This is a genomic window from Lysinibacillus phoenicis (assembly GCF_047238325.1).
GTDB classification, from domain to species: Bacteria; Bacillota; Bacilli; order Bacillales_A; family Planococcaceae; genus Lysinibacillus; species Lysinibacillus irui.
Window position 1 is genome coordinate 2,197,747 of the sequence record NZ_JBDFMP010000002.1, and the last position, 22,072, is coordinate 2,219,818.

Here is a 22,072-nt window from a genome sequence, read left to right on the forward strand (position 1 = left end):
ACTTTGATAGCCTAATTTGGAAGAAAGGACGCTGTTTATGTTTTACCACTATAAGTTCTGGCATAGCTTAAAAAATCCTACATACTTTACAAACGTCGTAGAGGAAGGCGAAGTAACTGGATATAAAAAACGCGCATTAACGGTGTTTATCCTATTCATCGCCCTATTCGCTGCTCGCGAATATTGGGGAATGGGGACAGAAAATTTAACGACCTTATTCGCTTCGGATTTACAAAATGAATACTTTGTAGCACGTATACTGTCAATGCTCGGTGCCATTTTGTGGGCGACCCTCTATTTTTGCTTCCATTATTATGGGGTTACTTATCTATTACATTTATTAACAGAAATTCCTTATACTTGGATAAAAAGAGTCCAGCTCTACGTTGTAGTCTTTCTACTTATTGAAAAAGCAATTCTCTTTGCTGTTTTCTACGCTGTAGGCTATACAACGATGTTTTCGTTCTTTTCTTTAGCTCCCGCTGCCTTACAACTGATTGAAACAGATTTCGTGTTATTCACTATCAATCAATTGACGGTAACAACCGTTTTAATCATTATTGTGCAGTATTTATTCCTGTCCAAATGGGAGGAAGAAGCTAGTAGAAAAATGTTAGTAGTCAAATTGATTGGTTTACAGCTATTTATGGCCCTATTTGTTGGCATGATTAGTGTTCTACCAATTAAAGAATGGATTGCTAGGGGGTTAGGATGATGGCATGGATTAAAGCAAGACCATGGACAAGTTTGACCATTATGTTAGCGATGCTAGTAATCGGTATCAATGCTTATTTCGTCTTCAAAGATGATAGCAGCGTGACACGATCCTATTTTATCGACGAGTTTCAAAAGGCTCACATCGGAACAAATAAAGAACGTGTTAACAAGGAAACGATTGTAGCACCTGCTGAAATATATACTATTACCGCTGATGCAACAAGCTTATCAGCAGTAAATGTAAAGCGCGGCCAGAAAGTCATGATGAATGATTTACTTGCTACCTATCAAACGGAAGAAGTGGACGAGGAGCTCACAAAGCTCGAATCGGAACGTACAGCCTATGAAACTGAATTAAGCGATTTACAGGATGCACTTGATCAAATTGAGGATGAATACGGCGATGGCTCTGATCCAAAAAGCTCGATTAATACAGATCAAATGAATGATAAGCTTTCTGTTACGCTAAAATTAGAGCTTGCTCAGCAAAATTCACCATCAACAGCCGTTGCCCTGTTAAATCGACATATTGCTGAAACCAATCGTCAAATTGCGCTAATTGAGGCACAGATTACACAAATACAGTCCCGTCAAGGTATTGTCAGTCCAATCGATGGTGTTGTGTCAGCGATTAAAGAAGATGCTGGTGCACTGACGTTTGAAATCTATTCAAATGAAAAAGCCATGTATGCTTATTTATCCGAAAGTGAATGGCAAAAGGTTGAAGAAGGACAAACTGTTGATTTTAAGGTAAAGCATGTTAAAGATGATGCATTATCTGGCGTCGTATTAGAAAAACAAATGATTGCGACAGATGATCAAACATTTTGGGCAAATGAATTAGCCAAAACAGCAGCATTGCCACAACCAACAAATTATGAAGTCAAACTACAACAAGACGCTCCTTTAGAGGACATCCCATTTTCAACAACGGGTAAAGCTTCTATTATTGTCAATGAAGCGTTCGATTCCTATAAGGTCGATAAATCGTGGTTAGCAACGACTAAAAAGGGCAATAAAAAGCTGTATATTATCAATCAGGATGGCAAAATTCAGCTGATCGATATTAATGTACAATTTAATACTGCTAAGTCAGCTATTTTTATGGACTATGTAGATGAAGGAACGCCAATGCTCACTAATGAGAAGCGTAATATTGAAGCCTATACCTTCAGAACATTACCCGTTGAAAAAATACAATGGAACCACTTTAAAGATTTAACGTGGAAACAATATGTGAAATACATCGTTTTCTAATCTAAATCCGCTTCGCCCTTTTTGGGGCTAGGCGGATTTTTTATTATTTAAAAGACCTTTTGAGAAAAGCAAGCGAGGGGTTGATTTCCGTTCCGCCAGCGTCCTTTCCAGGGGCGTCCGATGAGCCGCTTCACTCACTGCGTTCGCTCCAGGGTCTCATCTGTGACGCTAATCCCCTAGGAGTGACGCTGGCTCCACTCCAATCAACCATTCTGCAAAAAAGTGGCATTTACTTATCTTTCCTACTAGCCATAGCAATCAAAATAAAATGAGTAGTGTACAACTTCACATTATTTAAAAACCTTTGCTAAATTGTACGTTGGAGTGGAATGCTACTTGACTCAGTGTGATAGCAAGACTGGCAAGACCCTACACGAAGGCTCGAAGCTCGCCCACAAGGAAGCAAGTAGCCCTGGAACGGAAATCAACTCTCGTTTTAACGCAAACATTCCTTTTTTAAACAACACGAAAAAAATCCTCTGTAGCCACTACAGAGGATTTTTTCATGTTTATTTTAATGATAAGCATCTATTTAAGAAGCTTGCGAATTGAGCACGCGTAATTTGTGCATCTGGTCTAAACGTATTATCTGGGAAACCTCCAGTTAAATCATTCGCCACAAGCGCTTGGATATTGCTGTACGCCCAGTGTGTTGGTTTAATATCTGTGAAGTTTACCTTGCTTGTTCCCGTTAATTTGTACGCTCTTGTTAAAATCGCTGCCATTTCTGCACGGGAAAGCTGTCCGTTTGGATTGAACTTCCCTGCTTCTTGCCCTTTAATAATGCCAGCCTGCTCGACTGCTGCAATGGCACTGTAGGCATAATGGCTTTTACTTACATCTTTAAAGCTTGAATCCTTCGTCGTTGAGAGATTTAAAGCTCTAGCAATGATTGTAGCTGCCTCTGCACGTGTAATAGATGCTTCTGGCTTAAATGTTCCGTTTGAGTACCCTTTAATAAGGGATTTATCGTATAGGCTTTGGATTTCTGAAAATGCCCAATGCCCTTTTGTTACATCTGTATAAACTAATTCCTCATGATTGTCTTTATAGACAGCCTGTAATTGATCGAAGTATAGCTTACCTTTCTTTTGAAGAGAAGCTGTTGGTTGCGCGACATACAAACGCTCAAATTTTAATGGCTGTGCTAGATCACTTGGAATATCCGCCGTCACGTATTTCCAGCCACTCCAGTCTAAACCGCCCTGGCTTGTGAAATCAATCGTATGCTTAGTTCCAGCGCCATCAATCACAACACCTCTTAGCCAATGCTTACCTGCATCACCAAATACCCAGACCCCAATGTTTTTAGGCTGCCCTGAAATAGCAATTGGTGCTTTAGCAACCATATAGGCAGCTTTTGTGCCTGTGCCGGCTGTTGTGAAATCATAGTTTAACTGTAAGCTAGCCGCTCCTTGTCTCGCATACTCTTTAGAGCTTGCTAAGGAAGCATTGGCTTTCGCCACTTCTGTTGTCCACGCTGACGTATTATCGAAGCTATCTAGGACAATAGGTTTTTCTGCTAAGTCTACTACTTTCACAGGTGTGGACGTACGAATCCCTTCATACTCTCCAATAATTTTCCCTTCACCTTTTTGTGTAGCGGTAAAGGTAGAACCGTCCATCTTGCCGATATTTCCTTCAACTGTCCAGTTCATATTCGCTGGGTTAATCGTCATTGGATTCAAGTATTGATCATAAGAATTTGCAACCTGCATCTCTACAGAAGAACCTTTCATTACTTGACCAACATTACTTAACGTAATCGATTTTGCTTTGCCTGGTGGCGCGGTATTCACAACCTGTAAAATGGCTGATACACGACGCTCACTACCCTCTGATGGTCTATTCACTAGATTGGCGAAATAACCTCCTGGATTACGCACCACCATCGCAGTAGAGCCGCCTCCATCTAAGTTGATAGCTGAAGATGCACCCATTGAAATTAAATGAGATGCTAAATCTGATAAATTAACACCATTACTATGACCGCTAATGCGACCATCAATCGTCACAAGAGATACCTTTGTACCTGTTGCATCCACTGCTACTGCTGTACGTGGGCTTCGTGTTGAAGCAAAGCCAGAATTCGTTGGCATTGAAATATCAACCTTGCCGTTACGCACAAGCATTGGACCAGCAGCTAAAATGAATTGTGCATCCATCCATTTGGGATCAATCGATAAACTAACATCCACACTAGTACCTGCTGTGATCTTGCTTAATTCAGTAGCTAATTCTTTATTTTGAACTGAAATAACAAAGCCATCTGCTGGTATAGATGAATTACCTTCCACTCCATAAGTTGTTACATGAGACACTGTGCCTGAGAATTGATCGCCAAAATGCAAGACGCTTGTATCTTGGCTAGCACCTGATACCACAAGTTCTACACCCCATGTATTCGAACCTGTTGATCTTTTTTCAGGTGTATATAAAACGTTTTTATTTGTTCCTCGTTCACTATTAATGAGATCAATAGGATAGCTTTTGCCATTCACTTGGAAAGAAAGATTTGTAGAATAATAGTCTGCAATAGCTTTCCCTGATTTAGATAAACCAAAGGCAACTGGCTTTTGTGTTGGACTATCATACGTATCTCCTAAAATACCATAGTTCACAATTTCATTATTTTCCGCTAACAAGTTCGCAGGCATACCATTGCCTAAAAAGTAAGAAGCATTGACTGCACCAACAACACGATGACCATCATATGTATTTTGCTTCGCCATCGCTGATGTTGTTTTTAATGAATTAATAGGATTAGGCATACCAATTTCTAGTTTCGTATATGTATTATTTAAATTGACATCTAAAACATTTACAAACTGACGTAAAGAACTTGAAGTATAGCTTTGCTGTATATGTGTTACTTGTGGTGAAACTTCTTTTTTCACTTCACTGACTTTATTGCCTAAACCAGCAGCTTGTCCATTGATAGGACTAACTGCCAGCATAAGCATGAAAAGGACGACAACTGTTGTTACTAATTTTCTTGCCATTTTTTCACTCCGAATATTTTCAAAGTATGGCACGATCTCATGTCACATGACCCGTGCCAGTGACTTTTTTATTTTGTTTCTACATAGATAGCAACTGGAAGATTAACCCCACCAGCATGCATCAGTTCTAATTCAATCGTATCTTTTGAACCCTTTATCTTGATATCTGGTAATTCAACATACTCTGTCCCTACTCTTAATGAAGGCACTAAATACACCGTGCCATTTACTTTAATAGCACCACTGTATAAGCCGCCTCGACCAGCTAGTTTCAGCTTAATCGTTTTTGTAAAGCCTGTTGGATTGACTACAGGGATGGAAACCTTGTAGTTCATACCGAAATGACCTGGATTTCCTACCGACCCATTAATTTGGGATAGTGAATTTTCAGCCGTTTGTAAATTGTCAGTACGACCGTTAGAAATGTTATAGCCTACCTCAGGAGAATCTACTGTATAGGCTGGTAATTCTGCTAGAATCGTAGCGCTTGGCCACGCACCTCTTGGATGTTTAGCATACTCATCAATAGCTACCTGCTCAGATTGGATAGTCGTTAAATCACTATTATCCTTTGTAAGCACTGTACGAATCGTATACTCTGGTTTGCCACCATTGACTGCTTGAATATCTAAATCATGTAAGAAGCCAATGATATAATCATAGTGTAAATCATATGTTTCGATGACCTTCGTTTCCCCTGGCGCAATAACAATACCACTGCTCTCCGATTTTTGAAGCTTGTTATTTAACACAGCATCCGCAATCGTCAAGCCTAGGTCATGACCTACCCAGCTATTACCTGTTTTTTGGCTAATGCCTCTCGAGTCAGTCACTTTAATGCTCTCTGTCGTAGACTTGTTTTGAACCGTAATACCGAGATTGACATCCGTACCTAACGTGTTGTAATGCCAGCCAAAGACACGATGCTTATTCGTTGCGGCTGTTGGTTTCACATCATATTGTGCAAGCGTTGCATTATTCAGTGGCACGAGCTTACGTGTTAGCGTTTCTGGATTATCACTAATAAATAAATCACGATCCCCTTCTAAACGAGCAGAAGGAACAACATCTGGTGATGACGTAGAGCCATATGATTTTTCAAGGAAAGGACTTGTGAACATATATCGATAAACGTAAATATACATTTCTTTTTTATCCGTGATATAGCGTAAATTTCCGCCTAATGCATCGACAAGAAACTTAGCAGGAACATACATTTTGCCTTTTTGTACAAATGGCTTTTCGATCATTGTCACGGCTTCATTGTTAATCAAAGCTTGATTGCTATTATCATTGAAAATAAAGCTCATCCCACCAACTAACAATTCAAAGGAACCATCCGGTTGCCATGTGCCCGATGAATCATCTAAATAATCATAAATATAGCTAGCAGGTAAGTATGTTCTTCCATCCTTCGTAACAATCGGATCTTTCATCACAATACGCTTGTTATTGATATGTAAGATATATGGGTCTTCCTGCGGTGGTGCTGTTGTTTCATCGGATAATGTAATATCTACTGATTGGGTAGCCTCATCCCAATTGACAATACCATCAAAGTTTTCACTGACGAAACGTAATGGCATGTAAGTGCGGTCCTTATACATAAATGGCGCAACATCCATCGCAACCTCTTGTCCATCTACTAAAGCCTTCATCGAATCAATCGTTAAATCGACTGTTTTACCATTACGAATAGCCGATGCCGTCAACGTTTCCTTATCCCAATCCACGCTTGCACCAACAGCCTCATATAATGCACGCATTGGCAATAATAAGAAATCCGACTTATTTAAGATAGGATCATACACATGAATCGTTTCTCCATTAATGGTAATAGAAACATTGTTTTTTATTTGAATTCCATTATTACTAGTAGCTGCAGACGCTTGTCCAGGCAAAATCGTAGCCAAAGCAACTGCCGATACAATACAGGTAGTTCTTAGTTTCTTAAACATACTAATCTCCTTTTTTTCACATTCAATAGTCTTTATCATCTTAACATGAAAAACCCCTAAAATGTGGGATTTTTATCGAAAAGAGTAGAATACGGTACTAGAGTGCTAACCTCCCTCCTTCAAAAGCTTTATATAAAGTGAAAGATATTCCAAAATACCATGGACAATTTCTATAAAACTTCCCGTGGCTACATTCACACTATTAGTCATCAAACCTCTCTTAAAGGTAGACTTATGATAGCCTCAAAAAGTTACATAATTAACAATTTTCTTTATAGAAATTGAACGATTGGGTCGCGTCACGGAAGTAATAAGTTAGTTAAACTGTTTTAATATAGTGAAATGTATTATGCTAGAAATACAATGTTTCTATAGGAAAGGAATGCTATAAGTGTTTGTTTAGAAATTTAATGAAGGGAAAAGAAATAGTATTGTAGTTGATGAATATAAAGTAATAGATAAGAAAAAATGATACTAAAGTAAAGCTAAAACAGTCTACTTTGTACAGCATAATTCTGAAATTTATCAAGAGTTTTTTCATAAAGGTAGTTTTGCCTTAAACATATTTTAGGGAGACTGAATAGCCCCATTTACAAAGAGAAAATCATCCTATGAATTCATACAAAAATTGGAAATATGTTTATCTATTTCAAAGCTATTTATATCGCAGCTTTTTAGGTAACTACTTTTTTAACTAGTAGTATATAAAGTAACGATTAGTTAATTGTGATTGAGTAGTTACATCACCAGTAGTTTTGTTTGTTAAAGTAGCAACACATTCCACTGCAGTGATATCGAATTTAGCTCTAAGAACTGAATCTTTAGCTAATTCATTTTTTACTTTTTCTGCTACCACTGATGCAGTAGTATCAGCAGTTGTTAATGCAACTGATACTAAACGATCGATACCAACTAAATCAGATGGTAAAAATTGTTTAACTAGAACAATTAAAGGTTTAATTGTTCCAGCTGTGGCTGTAACACCAACAGTACCAGTAGTAGTTGCTGCAGCAACTGTTAAAGAAATTGTATTAGCAGCTTTTGAAGTATTTGTAGCTGCATTTGGGGTAACAATTACTTCTGCGTCAGTACCAGTTACATCGAAGTTTTCACTAACATTTATATTACCAGCACTAAACGAACTTTATTTGCTACAGCATCTTTAGTATCATTTTATGCTACAGGATCAGTTAATACTAGAGGAGTACCAGCTAATAAATCTGTTGCAGTTAGAGTTACTTCTAAGTCACCTGCTACTGTAACACCAGTTGCTAAAACAATTTGAGCTTTAGCTACACGTTGTTTAAAGTCTACACCATCTTGAGTCAATGCAGGAGCATTGAATATAATACCATTTGCAACACTGGCAAGACTACAGATGATTTTAAAGTATTACTAATAGTTTTTTCACCAATTGTTAGGTGTTCAGTTGATAGTACTGAAGGTGTGTACGTTAAAGTACTTACAGCAGTTTCTGTACCATTAACGTCAGCAAAGCTTAATACTAATTCGTTTGTAGCACCAGCAGCAACAGGTAATACTGGAGCATCCAGGAGATTATTTGAATTCCCATACAAAATTTTTAAATCAAAAAAATTTAATAATAAAAAAGGTTCTATTAAGATAATTATCTTAATAGAACCTTTTTATAAATGTTAATATCAAATATTAAGTTTAATATTCAAAACAAAATTATTTGTTTTTAACTGAAAGATTTAAACCAGTTACGACTGCAGCATTAGCAGCTGGAATTGCAGCGTCTGTAATTGTTGTACCAGTTAAAGTGATAGATTCAATTACTGAAGAGAATGTTTGACCAAATACAGCTGAGTCTCCTCCAGTAACTACTAACGTTACTTTATCAGTATTTTGTTGAGCAGCAATTGTACCAGTTACAGTACCAGGAGCAGTACCATTTTTAAATTCTAATGAGAATGTACCAGCAGTAGCTGTTACAGCTTCACTGAATGTTAAAGTTAAGTTAGCGCCATCAAGTTCTACTGAAGAAATTGTTGGTTTAACATTATCTTTTGCAGAAGTTACAAATTTAATAATGTCAGCTTTTAATACTGCTGGAGAAGTATAATCTGCAGCTGTATTAACATCTTCTAAAGCATTAATAACTGCTTCTTTTTGTGCAGTAGTTAATACATCAAAACCAGATAAATCTAAACCTAAAACAGCTTTATTATTATTTAATGCTGTGATTACATCAGCATGAGTTGCAGTTCCAGCATTTAAACCATCAAGAATATTAACTACAGCAGTTAATGCAGTATTAATAGCCCCAGTATTAACAGAAGCTTTTGCCGAATTAATAATGTTTGTAACAGCAATGTTGAAGTCTTGTGAAGTTGTTGGTACAGCAAATGCAGCTTTATCAGTTACTATCGCAGCTTGAACCGCTGTATCAGTAATAGCTTCAAGTGCTTTAACTGAATCCGAAGCACCCGGTACATCTTTAACTGCAGCAATAATTTCAGCATAAGTTGCTTTAGTTGCAACTACATCAATTAAAGATTCAACAGCATTATTATACGCAGTTTGATAAGCTGTTTCTAAAATAGCTGCAGTAAATACTGTTGGAGCTGTACGTACATTATCAATTTCAGCTGCAATTTTAGATTGAGCTGCAAATGACAAGCTTGAGAAATCTTTATAACCTTTTAGAGCATTAAGTACTTGACCTACAGTTGTAGCATTATTTAATGCATCAACCGCACCTTGTGCACCAGTACTTACAGAAAGAATATTGAATGTTAATTTACCTTCAGTATCTTTAGTTACAGAAATAGTTGCAGAGTTTCCTACAATATATTCTTCGAATTTATCTTTAGAAATTGTACTACCTTGATATTTGTAGAATGCATCTTTATAACTGTAAAGTTTACCTTTGATTGTTAATTCATCAGTTGTAGTATTTACATTAGTAGCAACATCAGTTACTAATTCATTAGCGTATTTAGAGAATTCTACTGTAGCTGGTTGATCTTCTAAAGAAATTTGTGAAGAAGAAGCAGATACAGTTACGTTTGATGCAATAGCAGTATCAGCAGAAACTACACGTAATGATGCTTTACCATTAACTGCAGTTACTTTTACTGTAGCTGTTGTACCTTTTTGAACTTTAGTTGCAGCTAAACCATTACCAGAAACAGTTACATCACCAAATTGTGGAGATACTTGGTAAGAAACTTCGTAGCTTCCAGTTTCAGCATAGTAATCGAATCCGTTTTGGTCAACTGATTTGTATTCGAAGAATGCAGGTGCAGAAGTTGCAACTGATTTTACTTCTTCTCCTTCAGCATCAAGAACAGATAATTTAGATTTATTTACAACAGCGTCAACAAAGTATGTTGTTTCAGAAACTGTTTGTAAATCAGATTTGTCTAATTTATTTGGTTCTGAACCGTTATCAACAAATACTGTTGGAGTAGCGTATGCATCTTTGTTACCTGTTAATTTAAATGTAACTTGACCTTTAGTTCCATTTACATAAGTAGTGTAAACTTGATCTTCAACTACTTTTTGAGCAGCTAGATCTTTACCGTCAGTACCTTTAACTGTGATGTATACAGGTTGATCTTTACTAATTGATCCTTTAGGGAATACAACTTTAAGAGCTGTGTCATCTGGAGCAACTTTTCCATCTTTATCAGTTAAAGTAACTTGGTAGTTACGTCCACCATTACCTTTAGTAGTAATAGCAGCTGCATTTTGTTGACCTTGTGCTTCAACTTTTAAACCTAAAGTATGGCTAAGATCGAATTTCACGCTTGCAGCTTTAGCTTGTAATTCTTGTGCATCTAATTTACCATTACCTGCTTTAAACACATTATAAGTGTCATAGTATCCATCGACAAATACAATTGGAGTTACAGTAGCATTAGAACCAGTTAGAGTGAAAGTAGCTTCACCGTTTTTGTCTAATTTAACGCGAACTTCTTGAGTTCCACCTGTAGTTACTTGGTATGGATATTTACCTGAATCTGCACCTACGTCAGTAACAGTTACATCACGAACAAGTTTGTCAGGAGTTACATCAACATTTTCAGCAAATGTAATGTTTACATATGCATCTTTTTTATCTTTGAATTGAGGAGCAACAACTTTATACACTTTTTTAGAACCGTTAGCTAAAGTGTTACCTTGTGTTACTTCAGTAAGTGTTAATGAATCAGCCCAGTAAACTGTACCTTTTGCAAATACTGAAGCTTTGTCAGTAGCATAAGCAGTTACAGAGTCATTGTGTGCGTAGTAACGAGTATAAGAATAAGAAGCAATACCTTCTTCATTTGTATATGCTACTACTTCGATTTTTTGATTTAATTGGTTGTTAGTGTCAGTAACGATGTTGAAAGTTACAGGAATACCAGCTTTAGATTGACCTTCTGGAACTGTTACTTGAGCAGAAACAGTTGCTTCTTTACCAAGTGTACCTTGTACAGATGGAGTTGTAACTTTGATTGCAGTTGGAATTACAGCTGAAATACCTTTGAATTTGCCAATTTCTTCGTCTTTATAAGAAAGAACGTATTCTTTATCAGCAGTTTGAGCAGCAGTAGTTAAAACAACAACTTTTTTGTTAGTTTGTTTAACAGCTGCGCTTTTCACTTCTAATCCTTCGATTTTGAAGTTAGCTGCTTTTACATCATCAACGTTCACTTCTTCGTCGAATGTTACTTCAACAGTTGTGTTGTTGATAGCTTTTACTGAAGCGTCAACTGGAGTTTCAGCGTCAACTAGATCAAGAGTACGAGCGAATACTACTGCGAAGTCTTGACGAGTGATTGCTGCGTTTGGTTTTAAGTTTAATTTACCGTTTTCTTCAGAACCAGTGAAGATTCCGTTAGCTACAGCTGTTTCTAGAGCAGATTTAGCCCAAGGTTTAACTTGAGAAGCGTCAGCGAATTGGCCTAGGCTTTCGCTACCTTCTAAACCGAAAGCATCTACAAGAACTTTAGCAGCTTCAGAACGAGTTAAAGATTTGTTTGGTGCGAATTCAGTTGCACTTACACCTTCGAAGATACCGTTAGCTACAACAGCAGCGATTGAGTTGTAGTACCAAGCGCCAGCTTTAACGTCTTTGAAGTTTACTTCGCCGTCAGCTTCTAATTCTAGAGCTTTCGTGAAGATCTCTGCAGCTTGTGCACGAGTTACAGTGTTAAGTGGGTTGAAGTTCCCGTTAGTATCACCTTGGATTACGCCTTGGTCAACTAAAGATTGAACTGCTTCTTTAGCGTATCCAGAGATTTTGTTATAGTCGTTTACTTGCGCAGCTGATGCTACAGGTACGATTGCTGATGCAACTAATGCAGCTGTTGCTGATGCCGCGAAGAACTTACGGCCTTTGTTTTGCTTTGCCATTAATGTATTCCTCCCTAAAATTCCTTAAATTGATATTAATCCAACGAAAACTATAGTACCGCCTAGTTACCTAAATGTATGTATTATAGCTTTCTTGAATAATACAAAACTAAAGCAAATTGGTTAGTAAATTTACTAGAAAAAGCGTAGTAGAATACCATTCTAGTAAGTTTATTCACTTTCTACAATAATATAACACTATCTTTTCCGAAATTCAAGCATTGGGACATAAATTTAGTTATAGAAGATTTTTTTACCATACCTATTATGGTATTTAATAGATACCAATATCATTCCAACTAATTATCCCCTCAATTGTATTGGTAACATATAGTTCCGTTACCTATTATACCTTACTCTCAATAATAACCAAGCATTTTCTGGAATGGTTACTAAATTGTCAAAAATTAAAGACTCCCGTAATAATTTAGTTATAATTGTAAAGAAACAGAAATATAAAAGGCGTTTTTTAGCGAATTGTGCCTTCCATTCTTCTCCTTCATGAGTTTCTTCTATTATTTATACGCTCAAGCTATCTGTCCTTATGTTGTAATGATAGATTTCCTTTTTTTATGCTACACTTTTAATAGTTTGATAGAACATTATCAGCTATTGAAGGGAGCTTAAAAAATGAAACGTAAATTTCCTCTATATGGGGCAGTGCTTGCAGGTATGTTATATCTTGCACCTACTTCCGCTTCAGCAGAAGATATTTCTAAGCACTGGGCCTACAATGAAATGAACTACCTAATTACCAACGATTTAATGAAGGGTGATGAATTCGGCAATTATCGTCCGAATGATGCTGTGACTCGAGCTGAATTTGCCGCTTTTCTAGTTCGAACACTTAACTTACCAGCGGCTTCTAGTCAAGGAACCTTCTCAGATGTAAAGAAAGGTGACTGGTATTACGGAGTCATCGAGCAAGCAAGCTATCATGGTCTGATTAAAGGTGAGGAGCAGGGCAAATTTAACCCGAACGCTCATATTAATCGTCAGGAAATGGCGGCTATGTTAAAAAGAGCTCTCACTTATCAAAACATCACCACATCTTCCTCCCCTATTACGTTTAGTGACAATGCTCGTATTGCCAAATGGGCCTATGCAGATGTACAAGCCGTCGTAACAACAGGGCTACTTGTCGGGAAGCCTAATAATCAATTCGCACCTCTTGCCCAAACAACTCGTGCAGAGGCAGCTACCGTGCTCTATCGTTTAATCCATCTAGAAGCACCTGAAACGGGTGGTAAGCAGTACACTACGACGAACTACTCACACGATTATTCAACGGTTGTCAGTAAGCAGGCAAAGAATAATCCAAAGGTCGATGGTGCTGGCATTTTCACGGCTAGCGAGGCACTAGTGTCATACTATGTACACCCAAAAAGTTTTATGCAGGATAGCCCATCATATTATCAATTTTTAAAATTATCTACTGTGGTAAACAACCTGAATGCAAAGGAATTAAATGATAAGGTACTTGCGAATAAAGGAAGCTTAGCGGGGACAGCTGAAGCCTTTATTCAGGCGGGTGTTGATAATAACATCAATGCCATTTATTTGGTATCCCACGCCCTTCATGAAACAGCTAATGGTGGCTCTACGCTAATCAAAGGCGTTGAGGTTGGTTTAGATACAAATGGTAAACCGATGATGGTGACAGCTGAAAATCGTGATAAATTGACTGAAATCAAGAAAACATATAATGCTTACGGTATTGGCGCTATTGATGCTGATGCGAAGAAATATGGTGCTGAGAATGCCTATACAAATGGCTGGTTTACTGTTGAAGATGCCATTATTGGTGGTGCACAATTTGTAAAGGATCAGTATATTAGTAAGGGTCAGGATACGCTCTATAAAATGCGATGGAATCCAGATAATCCAACAGTGCATCAGTATGCAACACATATAATGTGGGCAGTGATTCAGGCGAAGAAAATTTATGATATCTACGAATTAATTGGAGCTCATACGACTACCAATTTAGTGTTTGATGTGCCAGCTTATCAAAGTCAGTCTTCTGCTCCATCCTTACCGAGCCCATCGAAGCAATATGCACTAGATCCAGGCTTAGCTGGGGCTACTGGAAAGGCAACGATCAATCTCAATATGAGAACGTACCCGACTACGACGGATAATGCTTCAATTATTACGAATTTGCCAAAGGATACATCCTTCAAGGTACTTGGCGAAAATGGTGGTTGGTTGAAAGTAAATGTTAACGGCCAAGAGGGCTGGGTCTTTGATGATTATGTAAGCCTTGAAAATGGTCTACAAATTGTCAACATGAATATTACCCTCAATGTAAGAAGTGAGCCATCTACTACAAGTACAATTTTAGGGACAGTTAAACCGAATGGCTTTATTATCGGTGCTGTCGATGATAAGGGTGAATTTATTAAAAAGGATGCCTGGTATCAGGTGATCTATAACGGAAAAACAGGCTGGGTGCATGGCGATTATATTGTAAAAAAATAATTCGATTGTGAAGAGTGCGATATGGTTTCGCACTCTTTTTTTAGCCATTTTTTCGTTCAACGTTTTTACCACTATATAATAGAAGAAACTCGAAATTTTAGGGAATGGATATCAAATTTTTCTCCTAAAATTTAGTGGGAAATTAGGCATATCTTGATAACGAAATTTTATTTTAAGCACTAGGTTCTTTCCCTCTATGACTATTGACATTCTTTTCACTTTCCATTCATTTGTCCTTGATATACCCCCTCCATCACCGTTAAACCCTTCACGAAAATTTCCTGTCAATATTGCTTTTATGGTATGATAGATTGCAGTGAAAAAGGAATTACAGAAAGGTTTGAACACTATATGAGGCATGTAACGATTATGGGCGTACCCTTTTTACATATTGGTCAGCAAGGGTTTGTAGATTTACTCGTTAATCGTATTGAACAGCAAGAAAAAACTTTCGTTGTGACAGCCAATCCAGAAGTTGTCATGCAGGCAAATGAGAACTCTACTGTGATGAGTTATTTACAGCAGGCAACTTATATTTGTGCGGATGGCATCGGTGTCGTGAAAGCTGCACAAATACTGGGAGATTCACTTCCTGAACGTGTAACAGGCTATGATACGATGGTACGACTGCTGGAAGTTGGTCAGCAGAAGCGTTTTAAAATTTATTTATTAGGTGCACAAAAAGAAACAATTGAAAAGACCGTTGCCAATATTAATAAAGACTATCCGAATGTGGATGTTGTTGGCTATCATGATGGCTACTTTGATTGGAATAACAATGATCTTGCCAATGAGATTGCTACATTACAACCTGATCTCGTGTTTGTAGCGTTAGGTGTACCAAGACAGGAAAAATGGATTACTGAAAATCTTGAGAAGTTTTCAAAGGGCGTATTTATTGGCGTAGGCGGTTCCTTTGATGTTATTGCAGGTACTGTTAAGCGTGCGCCCGTTATTTGGCAAAAGCTTAACCTTGAATGGCTCTATCGACTGCTGCGCCAGCCAAGCCGCTTTGGTAGAATGCTTGTACTTCCTCGCTTTGCTTTAAAGGTTTTCGCATTAAAGCTTAAAGGTCAGGGCAAAACAAAATGAGTCAGTCAACATTTGTTAAAAGTACACTCATCTTAACGATTGCAACATTACTTTCGAAAGTAATCGGCAGTATTTTCCGTATACCGCTTCAAAATATTGCGGGTGATGAAGTACTTGGTATTTTCAGTCTTGTCTATCCTGTCTATATGGTGGCACTGTATCTATCCGTTGCTGGTATCCCAATCGCTATTTCTAAGCTGATTGCGGAAGCTAGAACGAGTGAAGATACTGCCAAAATTAAGAAAATTTACGTGACGGCAAGAATCCTTGCACTATCCTTTGGCGTCATTAGTTTTACAATCATTTATAGCTTTTCAGAGCAAATAGCGAATGCACTCGGTGGCCCTTCAACAGAGATTGCGTTAATCATTGTTGCCCTGACATTACTTGTTGCTCCCTATATGGCTGTCTATCGAGGATTTTTCCAAGGCTTCGGAGATATGCGACCTACTGCCATCTCTCAGGTGATTGAGCAGTTAGTACGGGTTGCGTTAATTTTAATTGTTGCGTATTTCCTAGTTGCGATGGATTATTCAAATGACATCGTCGCAGGTGGCATTATGGCCGGCTCTGTTCTTGGTGCACTCGGTTCACTTTTCTATTTACTCTTTAAATATTTCCGTTCTTCGGTAAAAGTGACAAGCAAGGAGAAATATTCAGGTAAGGATTTCTCCACATATAGTAAAACGATTTTAAAAATCTCGATTCCGATTGCGATTGGTTCTGTGACAATGGCACTCTTTAACTTTGTTGATTCGTTTACAGTCACATATGGGTTGAGAAATGCTGGAGCAGATGCAAGTGAAATTAGCTACCTGTACGGGATATATGGACGAGGACTGACATTAGTTCAAATTACGACTGTTTTTGCTTCTTCCATTATCTTGCCATTGGTGCCACTTATTACAACAAAGCTTGCAGAGCGTAAATTGGATGAAACTCGTGGCATTATTGAACAAACACATCGTATGACACATCTTATTTCATGGCCAGCCGCTATAGGACTGCTAGCCTTAACCTTGCCTTTAAATCTAGCACTTTTCAAAGACTTAGAGGGAAGCTTAATGTTAGCAATCATTAACCTAAGCTCTGTCTTTACTTCCCTGACATTGCTAGGAACGGGTATTTTACAGGGAATGAATGCTGCCAAGGCAGGCGCCCTCATTATTTTGAGTGGCGTTGTGCTGAAGGTGTTTTCTAACATCTTCTTTATTCAAGCATTCGGTTTAGATGGCGCTGCCTATGCGACTTTGCTTGTGTATTTTGTGTTATTTATTGTGAATTCTGTCTTTATTTATCGTATGATTCGCTTTACTGTCCTTGGAAAAAATACGGTGAAAATGATTGTGGCTTCGATCGTTATGGGGGCAGCAGTTGGATTACCAACACTTTGGCTTGATTTTACACAGTGGTCAAGAATGGCGGCAATGGGCTATTTAACAGTTGCCATTATCATTGGAGGAGTTCTTTACTTCCTGCTACTATGGCTAATGAAAGCTATTCATAAACAAGATTTAAAGAAAATCCCTGTTATCGGAAAAAGATTTTCATAAATAAGAGAGGTAGGACACTTATGTCGAAACAGAAATGGCTTTGGGGAATCATTGTTCTTTTACTCGTCGTTTCCTCTACAGGTATTATGATGAGGTGGAATGCTGAGCAATCAAATGATGCTTATGAAATTGTCATTCCTTATGATGAAATACAAACCGCAGATAAAAATAGCGATTTAACAATGGATGAGATTCTTTCCTCTTTAAAGAAGGCTGGACTTAATACAGTAAGTCTAGAGCCTTTAACATTAAAGGAAATGGAAAAACAAAATTTAATTACAATTTATGAAGAAAACGAATTAGCAGCACAATTATTGTTTACACCTTATAAAGATGCTGTTGATATTGCAAAGAGTGGCTATTATATTCGAGTACCTGACAATGAAAGCTACCGAAAGCTTATCATGGATAGCGTGGAACCAGAAGAAGTGCAAATCGGAGAAGAAGCTTTTTATTTCCTTCCAACTTCTAATCATAATTATGATTTAAAAACACCAATCGGCTATGATCAGCCTGCTATTGACATGATTAGTAAGCATGGACTAGCTCATATCTTTAAAGTTGAAAATGCAGATAATGAAGTTGCTAACAAAAAGTTAGTCGATCAATTACTAGCCTTAAAGAAAGCTTCTGCTGGCCGCTTGCTTGGCCAAGGTGACGAAGCAATTGGCTTTGGACAAGAAAAAGGCAATCAATTAGTTGAAAAATTAAGTGATGCTGGCTATTACTTCTATACAATTGAAAGTAACCCACTTAAAGGCGAGAGTAAAATAGCTCAAATGACCGATTATGATATGATTCGTTTGCACAGTATCAACGTCAACAAAGAGACAAAATTAAAATTAAATGCAAGTATCGACCGCACAACGCGAGCTGTCAAAGAGCGTAATATTCGCTCGATCTTCTATCATATTAAAACAACAGGAAATGCCAAAGAAAATGTAGAAGAAACAATTGACTACTTAAATGGTGTTCATGACGCCATGCCAGATCATTTCCAACCTGGCGAGCCAAAGCTGTTTGATAAGGTAGCTGTACCAGCATGGGTTACTGCAGCAGTATTATTAGCAGGAATTTTATTTACCTTTATCGTTTCAGAATTAGTTAAATGGATGCCTCTACGTATAGCGGCAGCTGGATTTATGGCGGTTCTTGCTATTGCATACTTTATTCTGAAAAGTACTCTATTCTTACAAGCATTTGCACTTATTATTGCAGTCCTAGCACCTACCTATGCCGTCATTAAATCGGCACAAGGTTCTACGAAAATATCTAAAATACTTGTGCAATACTTGAAGGCAGTAGCGATTAGCCTTATCGGGATTGTCATTGTTATTGGCTTATTAAATGGTAATGCCTTTATGACAGGCTTTGCTACGTTTAAAGGCGTGAAGCTCGTTTATCTGATTCCAATTATGGGCGTCTTACTATTTACATTAATTGAAATCAACCGATTAGCTGATCAAAACATTAAAAAATCGTTATCTAATACCGTAACATTGTTAAATAAAGAATTAAAATATTGGCATGTGCTACTACTAATTGTCGTGGCTGGTATCGGATTATTTTACATTAGCAGAACAGGTAACTCTGGCTCTGTTAGTGATTTAGAATTAGCATTTAGACAATGGTTAGAAAATACATTATACGTACGACCAAGAACGAAGGAATTCTTAATTGGTTTCCCATTCTTTGTATTAGCGTTATATGTAATGGGCATCAATCGCAAATGGGGTAGCATCCTACTTGTACCAGGTGTCATTGGATTCTTATCTATTGTGAATACTTTTACACACTTACACATTCCTGTAGCTGTTTCAGTATTACGTACTTTATACAGCGTATCTCTTGGCTTTGTAATTGGATTAGTATTTATCTTTATCTTTAAAATTGGTTATCGTTGGGTTTCTAAGACAATCGCGAGGTGGTCATAATGCACGTTGTTTTATCTGGCTATTATGGATTTGATAATGTCGGTGATGATGCTATTCTGCTGTCCATTATCCAATCTTTAAAGAAATGGCAGAGTGATATTGAGATCACAGTATTATCGAATAACCCAGCAGCTACTGAGCAAACATACGGTGTCAAAGCCGTTAATCGTTGGAAGATGAAAGAAATTCGCCAACTGCTGAAAACGGCGGATGGACTTATTAGCGGCGGCGGTAGTCTTATGCAGGATCAGACAGGAATGAAAACCATCCCTTACTATGCGGGCATTATTCAAATCGCCAAATGGTTGAAGAAGCCAGTTTTTGTCTACGCCCAAGGTATGGGACCGATTAATCATCCACTAAGTAAATTCATTGTTCGTAAAGTCTTTAATAAGGTCGAGCAAATTACAGTAAGAGATAAAGCCTCTCAAGTTCTTTTAACTGAGATTGGTGTGCGCAAAGAGACAACGATTGTACCTGATCCTGTTATGGGGCTTAATGGTAGTGACTTTCGTTGTGATTGGCTAGAAAAAGTAGCCTTAGCACCTAAAAGCTATATCGCTGTCAGTGTTCGTGACTGGCCATCAACAGTAGCGTACAAAGAAAAAATTGCTCACAGCCTAGACGAATTAGCGCGTCAAGGAGAGCAAATTGTCTTCTTACCGATGCATGGTGAGCATGATTTTGTAACTTCACAGGAAGTAGCAGGGCTGATGAAAGAAACGAGTATAACTGCTCCTGCTGAATTATCGATTGAGGAGAAAATTGCCGTGATTGGACAATCCCAATTATTAATTGGAATGCGTCTACATTCCTTAATTTTCTCTGCCATTTACGCGACACCTTTTATTGCGATTTCATACGATCCAAAAATCGATGCATTTGCTGACATTGTCGGCCAACCCGTTGTTGGACATGTTGAAGTAGATAATTGGAATGGTGTAACATTATTTGAACAAGCTGTCTCAATCCTTGAATCTTATACAACGGTTCAAGAAAACATGCGTCAGGCCGTTCTACCTTTACAAACTGAAGCAACAGCAACCGCTAAATTAGCACTCGAGGCTTTTGCAAAATAAACATTAAAAAATGATGAATTTCAAAAGTAATTGAAATTCATCATTTTTTTCCGACTTCTAATAATTTTAAAATGGATTGTGCTTGTTGCATATGCATGGCCAAAACATATTGACTTGCCTGCATTAATATCTGGGCCTTAACCATATTCATCATCTCTTTCGCAATATCTGCATCCCGAATCCGGGACTCGGCTGCTTGTAAATTCTCTGCGGTGTTAACATTAGCATTGTAGGCATGCTCCAAACGGTTTTGGTAAGCACCTAAACGAGATCGTTCAGTGGAAACGCGCTTTAAAGCATCATCCATGGAAGAAATAGCTTGATCCGCTTCCTCACGAGTAGCAATCGAAACATCCTTCAAGCCAAGTGCTTCCGACCCCATCCCATTGATAAATAGCTCAATATGCTGTCCCGCATTAGCCCCTGCCTGAATTTTAATGCCATCTTTTTCATGATCTCCATTCAGTAATGTCTTCGTATTAAACTCTGTATCCGTAGAAACACGCTGAATTTCCTTCTTTAATTCTTGAAATTCCAAATCTAGCTGTTGACGATCCTCATCCGTTAGCGTATCATTTGCCGCCTCCACTGCTAGCTCGCGCATACGCTGAATCATCGCATGAGTTTCATTCAATGCCCCCTCTGCTGTCTGCACAAGAGAAATGCCATCCTGTATATTTTTAGCCGCCATATTCAAGCCTCGAATTTGAGCTCGCATCTTCTCAGAAATCGCCAATCCTGCTGGATCATCCGCCGCACTATTAATTCGATAGCCTGAAGAAATACGTAGCATCGCCTTACTCATCGCTCCATAATGCCGATTCATATTATTGAGGATCGACATCCCTGTAGCTGACCACTTCCCAAGCATGATATCACCACCTTATTGTCATTTATATCGGTTTATCCTTTATACTATTAATCAATTAGTTGGTAATTGTTTCTAATATTTTAATTATTTTTTACAAGTTATAGTTATACGTCCATAGATACAACACTCCGCTAGTTAGAGCGCAATTATATAAAGAGAAATAAAAGCACCTGCTTCTCATTTATGAAAAGTAGGTGCTTACTGGCGGTTCCATCTATTCAATTTTGAACCCTCCAAGTTGATGGTTCTTTTGCTGTAGAAGTTCGAAAAAGAGTGCTTTATCGTTTTCTAATAATGCTTGATCGATTAAATGATCGTAATTTTTCTCCTCTAGCTCTGCGATAAGCTGATCAATCTCGCCAACCGTTACTGTAGACACCATTGGGATCTGTTGCTTCGGCGTAGCGCTTTCAAGAATTGGTGCTAGATGTTCATGAACATTGGTAATGAGCAGTAGTTGATAAAGTGGTAATCGGATAAAACGATTCCCTTTTTGGAACACAAATACCTCAGATAAATTTTCAATTTGCTGTGTCTTCATGTTGATAATCATCTCTTTACCTTCTATGGGAATGAAATGGAAAATCTCATTCTCTTTTAAAATAGAGAAATATTGATAAGCAAATACGAGACGTAATTTGTCTCCAGTAATTTTTGTATAAAACGGCTTCATGTATTGAACTTGCATCATCCTTCATCCCTCCCTAGTTATCTGATTATTCAGATTTTAACATAAATCAAAAGCCTTGTTAACTATCTTT

At 37.8% G+C, this 22,072-nt stretch carries 15 protein-coding genes; 8 read left to right on the forward strand and 7 right to left on the reverse strand.

Translation table 11 applies throughout. The features are described 5' to 3' along the window. Positions 1 to 37 precede the first annotated feature (37 nt). Together ABC382_RS12500 and ABC382_RS12505 are read left to right on the forward strand one after the other, a co-directional pair. A complete protein-coding gene (locus ABC382_RS12500; RefSeq protein ID WP_412926879.1) occupies positions 38 to 715 on the forward strand; it encodes a hypothetical protein in 678 nt (225 codons plus the stop codon). Next, positions 715 to 1,974 (forward strand): efflux RND transporter periplasmic adaptor subunit, encoded by a 1,260-nt coding sequence (locus tag ABC382_RS12505; protein WP_412926880.1) that lies wholly within the window; start codon positions 715 to 717, stop codon positions 1,972 to 1,974. Before ABC382_RS12500 ends, ABC382_RS12505 begins: the two co-directional genes overlap by 1 nt. A 509-nt stretch (positions 1,975 to 2,483) precedes the next feature. Here ABC382_RS12505 and ABC382_RS12510 read toward each other — a convergent pair. After that, positions 2,484 to 4,976 (reverse strand): S-layer homology domain-containing protein, encoded by a 2,493-nt coding sequence (locus ABC382_RS12510; protein WP_412926881.1) that lies wholly within the window; start codon positions 4,974 to 4,976, stop codon positions 2,484 to 2,486. Between the two features lie 68 nt (positions 4,977 to 5,044). Further along, complete coding sequence (locus ABC382_RS12515; RefSeq protein ID WP_412926882.1) at positions 5,045 to 6,934, reverse strand: copper amine oxidase N-terminal domain-containing protein; 1,890 nt, start codon at positions 6,932 to 6,934, stop codon at positions 5,045 to 5,047. A 755-nt stretch (positions 6,935 to 7,689) separates the two neighbouring features. Between ABC382_RS12515 and ABC382_RS12520 the strand changes: the two genes are divergently transcribed. Further along, positions 7,690 to 8,100, forward strand: coding sequence for a hypothetical protein (locus ABC382_RS12520; RefSeq protein ID WP_412926883.1), 411 nt, complete (start codon positions 7,690 to 7,692; stop codon positions 8,098 to 8,100). Between the two features lie 7 nt (positions 8,101 to 8,107). On the opposite strand, the gene ABC382_RS12525 is transcribed toward ABC382_RS12520, so the two are convergent. The 3 genes from ABC382_RS12525 to ABC382_RS12535 all read right to left on the reverse strand — a co-directional run bounded on the left by ABC382_RS12525 (position 8,108) and on the right by ABC382_RS12535 (position 12,301). Next, a complete protein-coding gene (locus ABC382_RS12525; RefSeq protein ID WP_412926884.1) occupies positions 8,108 to 8,263 on the reverse strand; it encodes a hypothetical protein in 156 nt (51 codons plus the stop codon). Then, a complete protein-coding gene (locus tag ABC382_RS12530; RefSeq protein ID WP_412926885.1) occupies positions 8,260 to 8,511 on the reverse strand; it encodes a hypothetical protein in 252 nt (83 codons plus the stop codon). Before ABC382_RS12530 ends, ABC382_RS12525 begins: the two co-directional genes overlap by 4 nt. Before the next feature lie 115 nt (positions 8,512 to 8,626). Continuing rightward, on the reverse strand, positions 8,627 to 12,301 hold the full coding sequence (locus ABC382_RS12535; protein WP_412926886.1) for an S-layer homology domain-containing protein: 3,675 nt from the start codon (positions 12,299 to 12,301) through the stop codon (positions 8,627 to 8,629). 630 nt (positions 12,302 to 12,931) lie between these two features. On the opposite strand from ABC382_RS12535, the gene ABC382_RS12540 reads away from it, so the two are divergent. The 5 genes from ABC382_RS12540 to csaB all read left to right on the forward strand — a co-directional run bounded on the left by ABC382_RS12540 (position 12,932) and on the right by csaB (position 20,440). After that, entirely contained in the window at positions 12,932 to 14,782 is a 1,851-nt protein-coding gene (locus ABC382_RS12540; RefSeq protein ID WP_412926887.1) for an S-layer homology domain-containing protein, read from the forward strand. 369 nt (positions 14,783 to 15,151) lie between these two features. Next, positions 15,152 to 15,874 (forward strand): WecB/TagA/CpsF family glycosyltransferase, encoded by a 723-nt coding sequence (locus ABC382_RS12545; protein ID WP_412926888.1) that lies wholly within the window; start codon positions 15,152 to 15,154, stop codon positions 15,872 to 15,874. Continuing rightward, entirely contained in the window at positions 15,871 to 17,427 is a 1,557-nt protein-coding gene (locus ABC382_RS12550) for a putative polysaccharide biosynthesis protein (protein WP_412926889.1), read from the forward strand. The genes ABC382_RS12545 and ABC382_RS12550 overlap by 4 nt, the downstream gene beginning before the upstream one ends. A 20-nt stretch (positions 17,428 to 17,447) precedes the next feature. Then, complete coding sequence (locus tag ABC382_RS12555) at positions 17,448 to 19,361, forward strand: DUF5693 family protein (RefSeq protein WP_412926890.1); 1,914 nt, start codon at positions 17,448 to 17,450, stop codon at positions 19,359 to 19,361. After that, on the forward strand, positions 19,361 to 20,440 hold the full coding sequence (csaB, locus tag ABC382_RS12560) for a polysaccharide pyruvyl transferase CsaB (RefSeq protein WP_412926891.1): 1,080 nt from the start codon (positions 19,361 to 19,363) through the stop codon (positions 20,438 to 20,440). Before ABC382_RS12555 ends, csaB begins: the two co-directional genes overlap by 1 nt. A 40-nt stretch (positions 20,441 to 20,480) precedes the next feature. Here the strand turns inward: csaB and ABC382_RS12565 are convergent, their stop codons facing one another. Together ABC382_RS12565 and ABC382_RS12570 are read right to left on the reverse strand one after the other, a co-directional pair. Then, positions 20,481 to 21,311, reverse strand: a complete 831-nt coding sequence (locus ABC382_RS12565) for a flagellin N-terminal helical domain-containing protein (protein WP_322611266.1) — start codon at positions 21,309 to 21,311, stop codon at positions 20,481 to 20,483. A gap of 214 nt (positions 21,312 to 21,525) precedes the next feature. Next, positions 21,526 to 22,002 carry a transcriptional regulator gene (locus ABC382_RS12570; RefSeq protein ID WP_274795582.1) on the reverse strand — a complete coding sequence of 159 codons (477 nt, stop codon included), beginning with the start codon at positions 22,000 to 22,002 and terminating at the stop codon, positions 21,526 to 21,528. Between the last annotated feature and the right edge of the window lie 70 nt (positions 22,003 to 22,072).

What these genes read in the sequence shown, in the direction of transcription:
- ABC382_RS12500 (WP_412926879.1), top strand. Translation starts at nt 38, where the DNA reads ATGTTTTACCACTATAAGTTCTGGCATAGCTTAAAAAATCCTACATAC.
- ABC382_RS12550 (WP_412926889.1), top strand. Translation starts at nt 15,871, where the DNA reads ATGAGTCAGTCAACATTTGTTAAAAGTACACTCATCTTAACGATTGCA.
- ABC382_RS12505 (WP_412926880.1), top strand. Translation starts at nt 715, where the DNA reads ATGGCATGGATTAAAGCAAGACCATGGACAAGTTTGACCATTATGTTA.
- ABC382_RS12555 (WP_412926890.1), top strand. Translation starts at nt 17,448, where the DNA reads ATGTCGAAACAGAAATGGCTTTGGGGAATCATTGTTCTTTTACTCGTC.
- ABC382_RS12540 (WP_412926887.1), top strand. Translation starts at nt 12,932, where the DNA reads ATGAAACGTAAATTTCCTCTATATGGGGCAGTGCTTGCAGGTATGTTA.
- ABC382_RS12545 (WP_412926888.1), top strand. Translation starts at nt 15,152, where the DNA reads ATGGGCGTACCCTTTTTACATATTGGTCAGCAAGGGTTTGTAGATTTA.
- ABC382_RS12510 (WP_412926881.1), bottom strand. Translation starts at nt 4,976, where the DNA reads ATGGCAAGAAAATTAGTAACAACAGTTGTCGTCCTTTTCATGCTTATG.
- ABC382_RS12570 (WP_274795582.1), bottom strand. Translation starts at nt 22,002, where the DNA reads ATGATGCAAGTTCAATACATGAAGCCGTTTTATACAAAAATTACTGGA.
- ABC382_RS12535 (WP_412926886.1), bottom strand. Translation starts at nt 12,301, where the DNA reads ATGGCAAAGCAAAACAAAGGCCGTAAGTTCTTCGCGGCATCAGCAACA.
- csaB (WP_412926891.1), top strand. Translation starts at nt 19,361, where the DNA reads ATGCACGTTGTTTTATCTGGCTATTATGGATTTGATAATGTCGGTGAT.
- ABC382_RS12565 (WP_322611266.1), bottom strand. Translation starts at nt 21,311, where the DNA reads ATGCTTGGGAAGTGGTCAGCTACAGGGATGTCGATCCTCAATAATATG.
- ABC382_RS12515 (WP_412926882.1), bottom strand. Translation starts at nt 6,934, where the DNA reads ATGTTTAAGAAACTAAGAACTACCTGTATTGTATCGGCAGTTGCTTTG.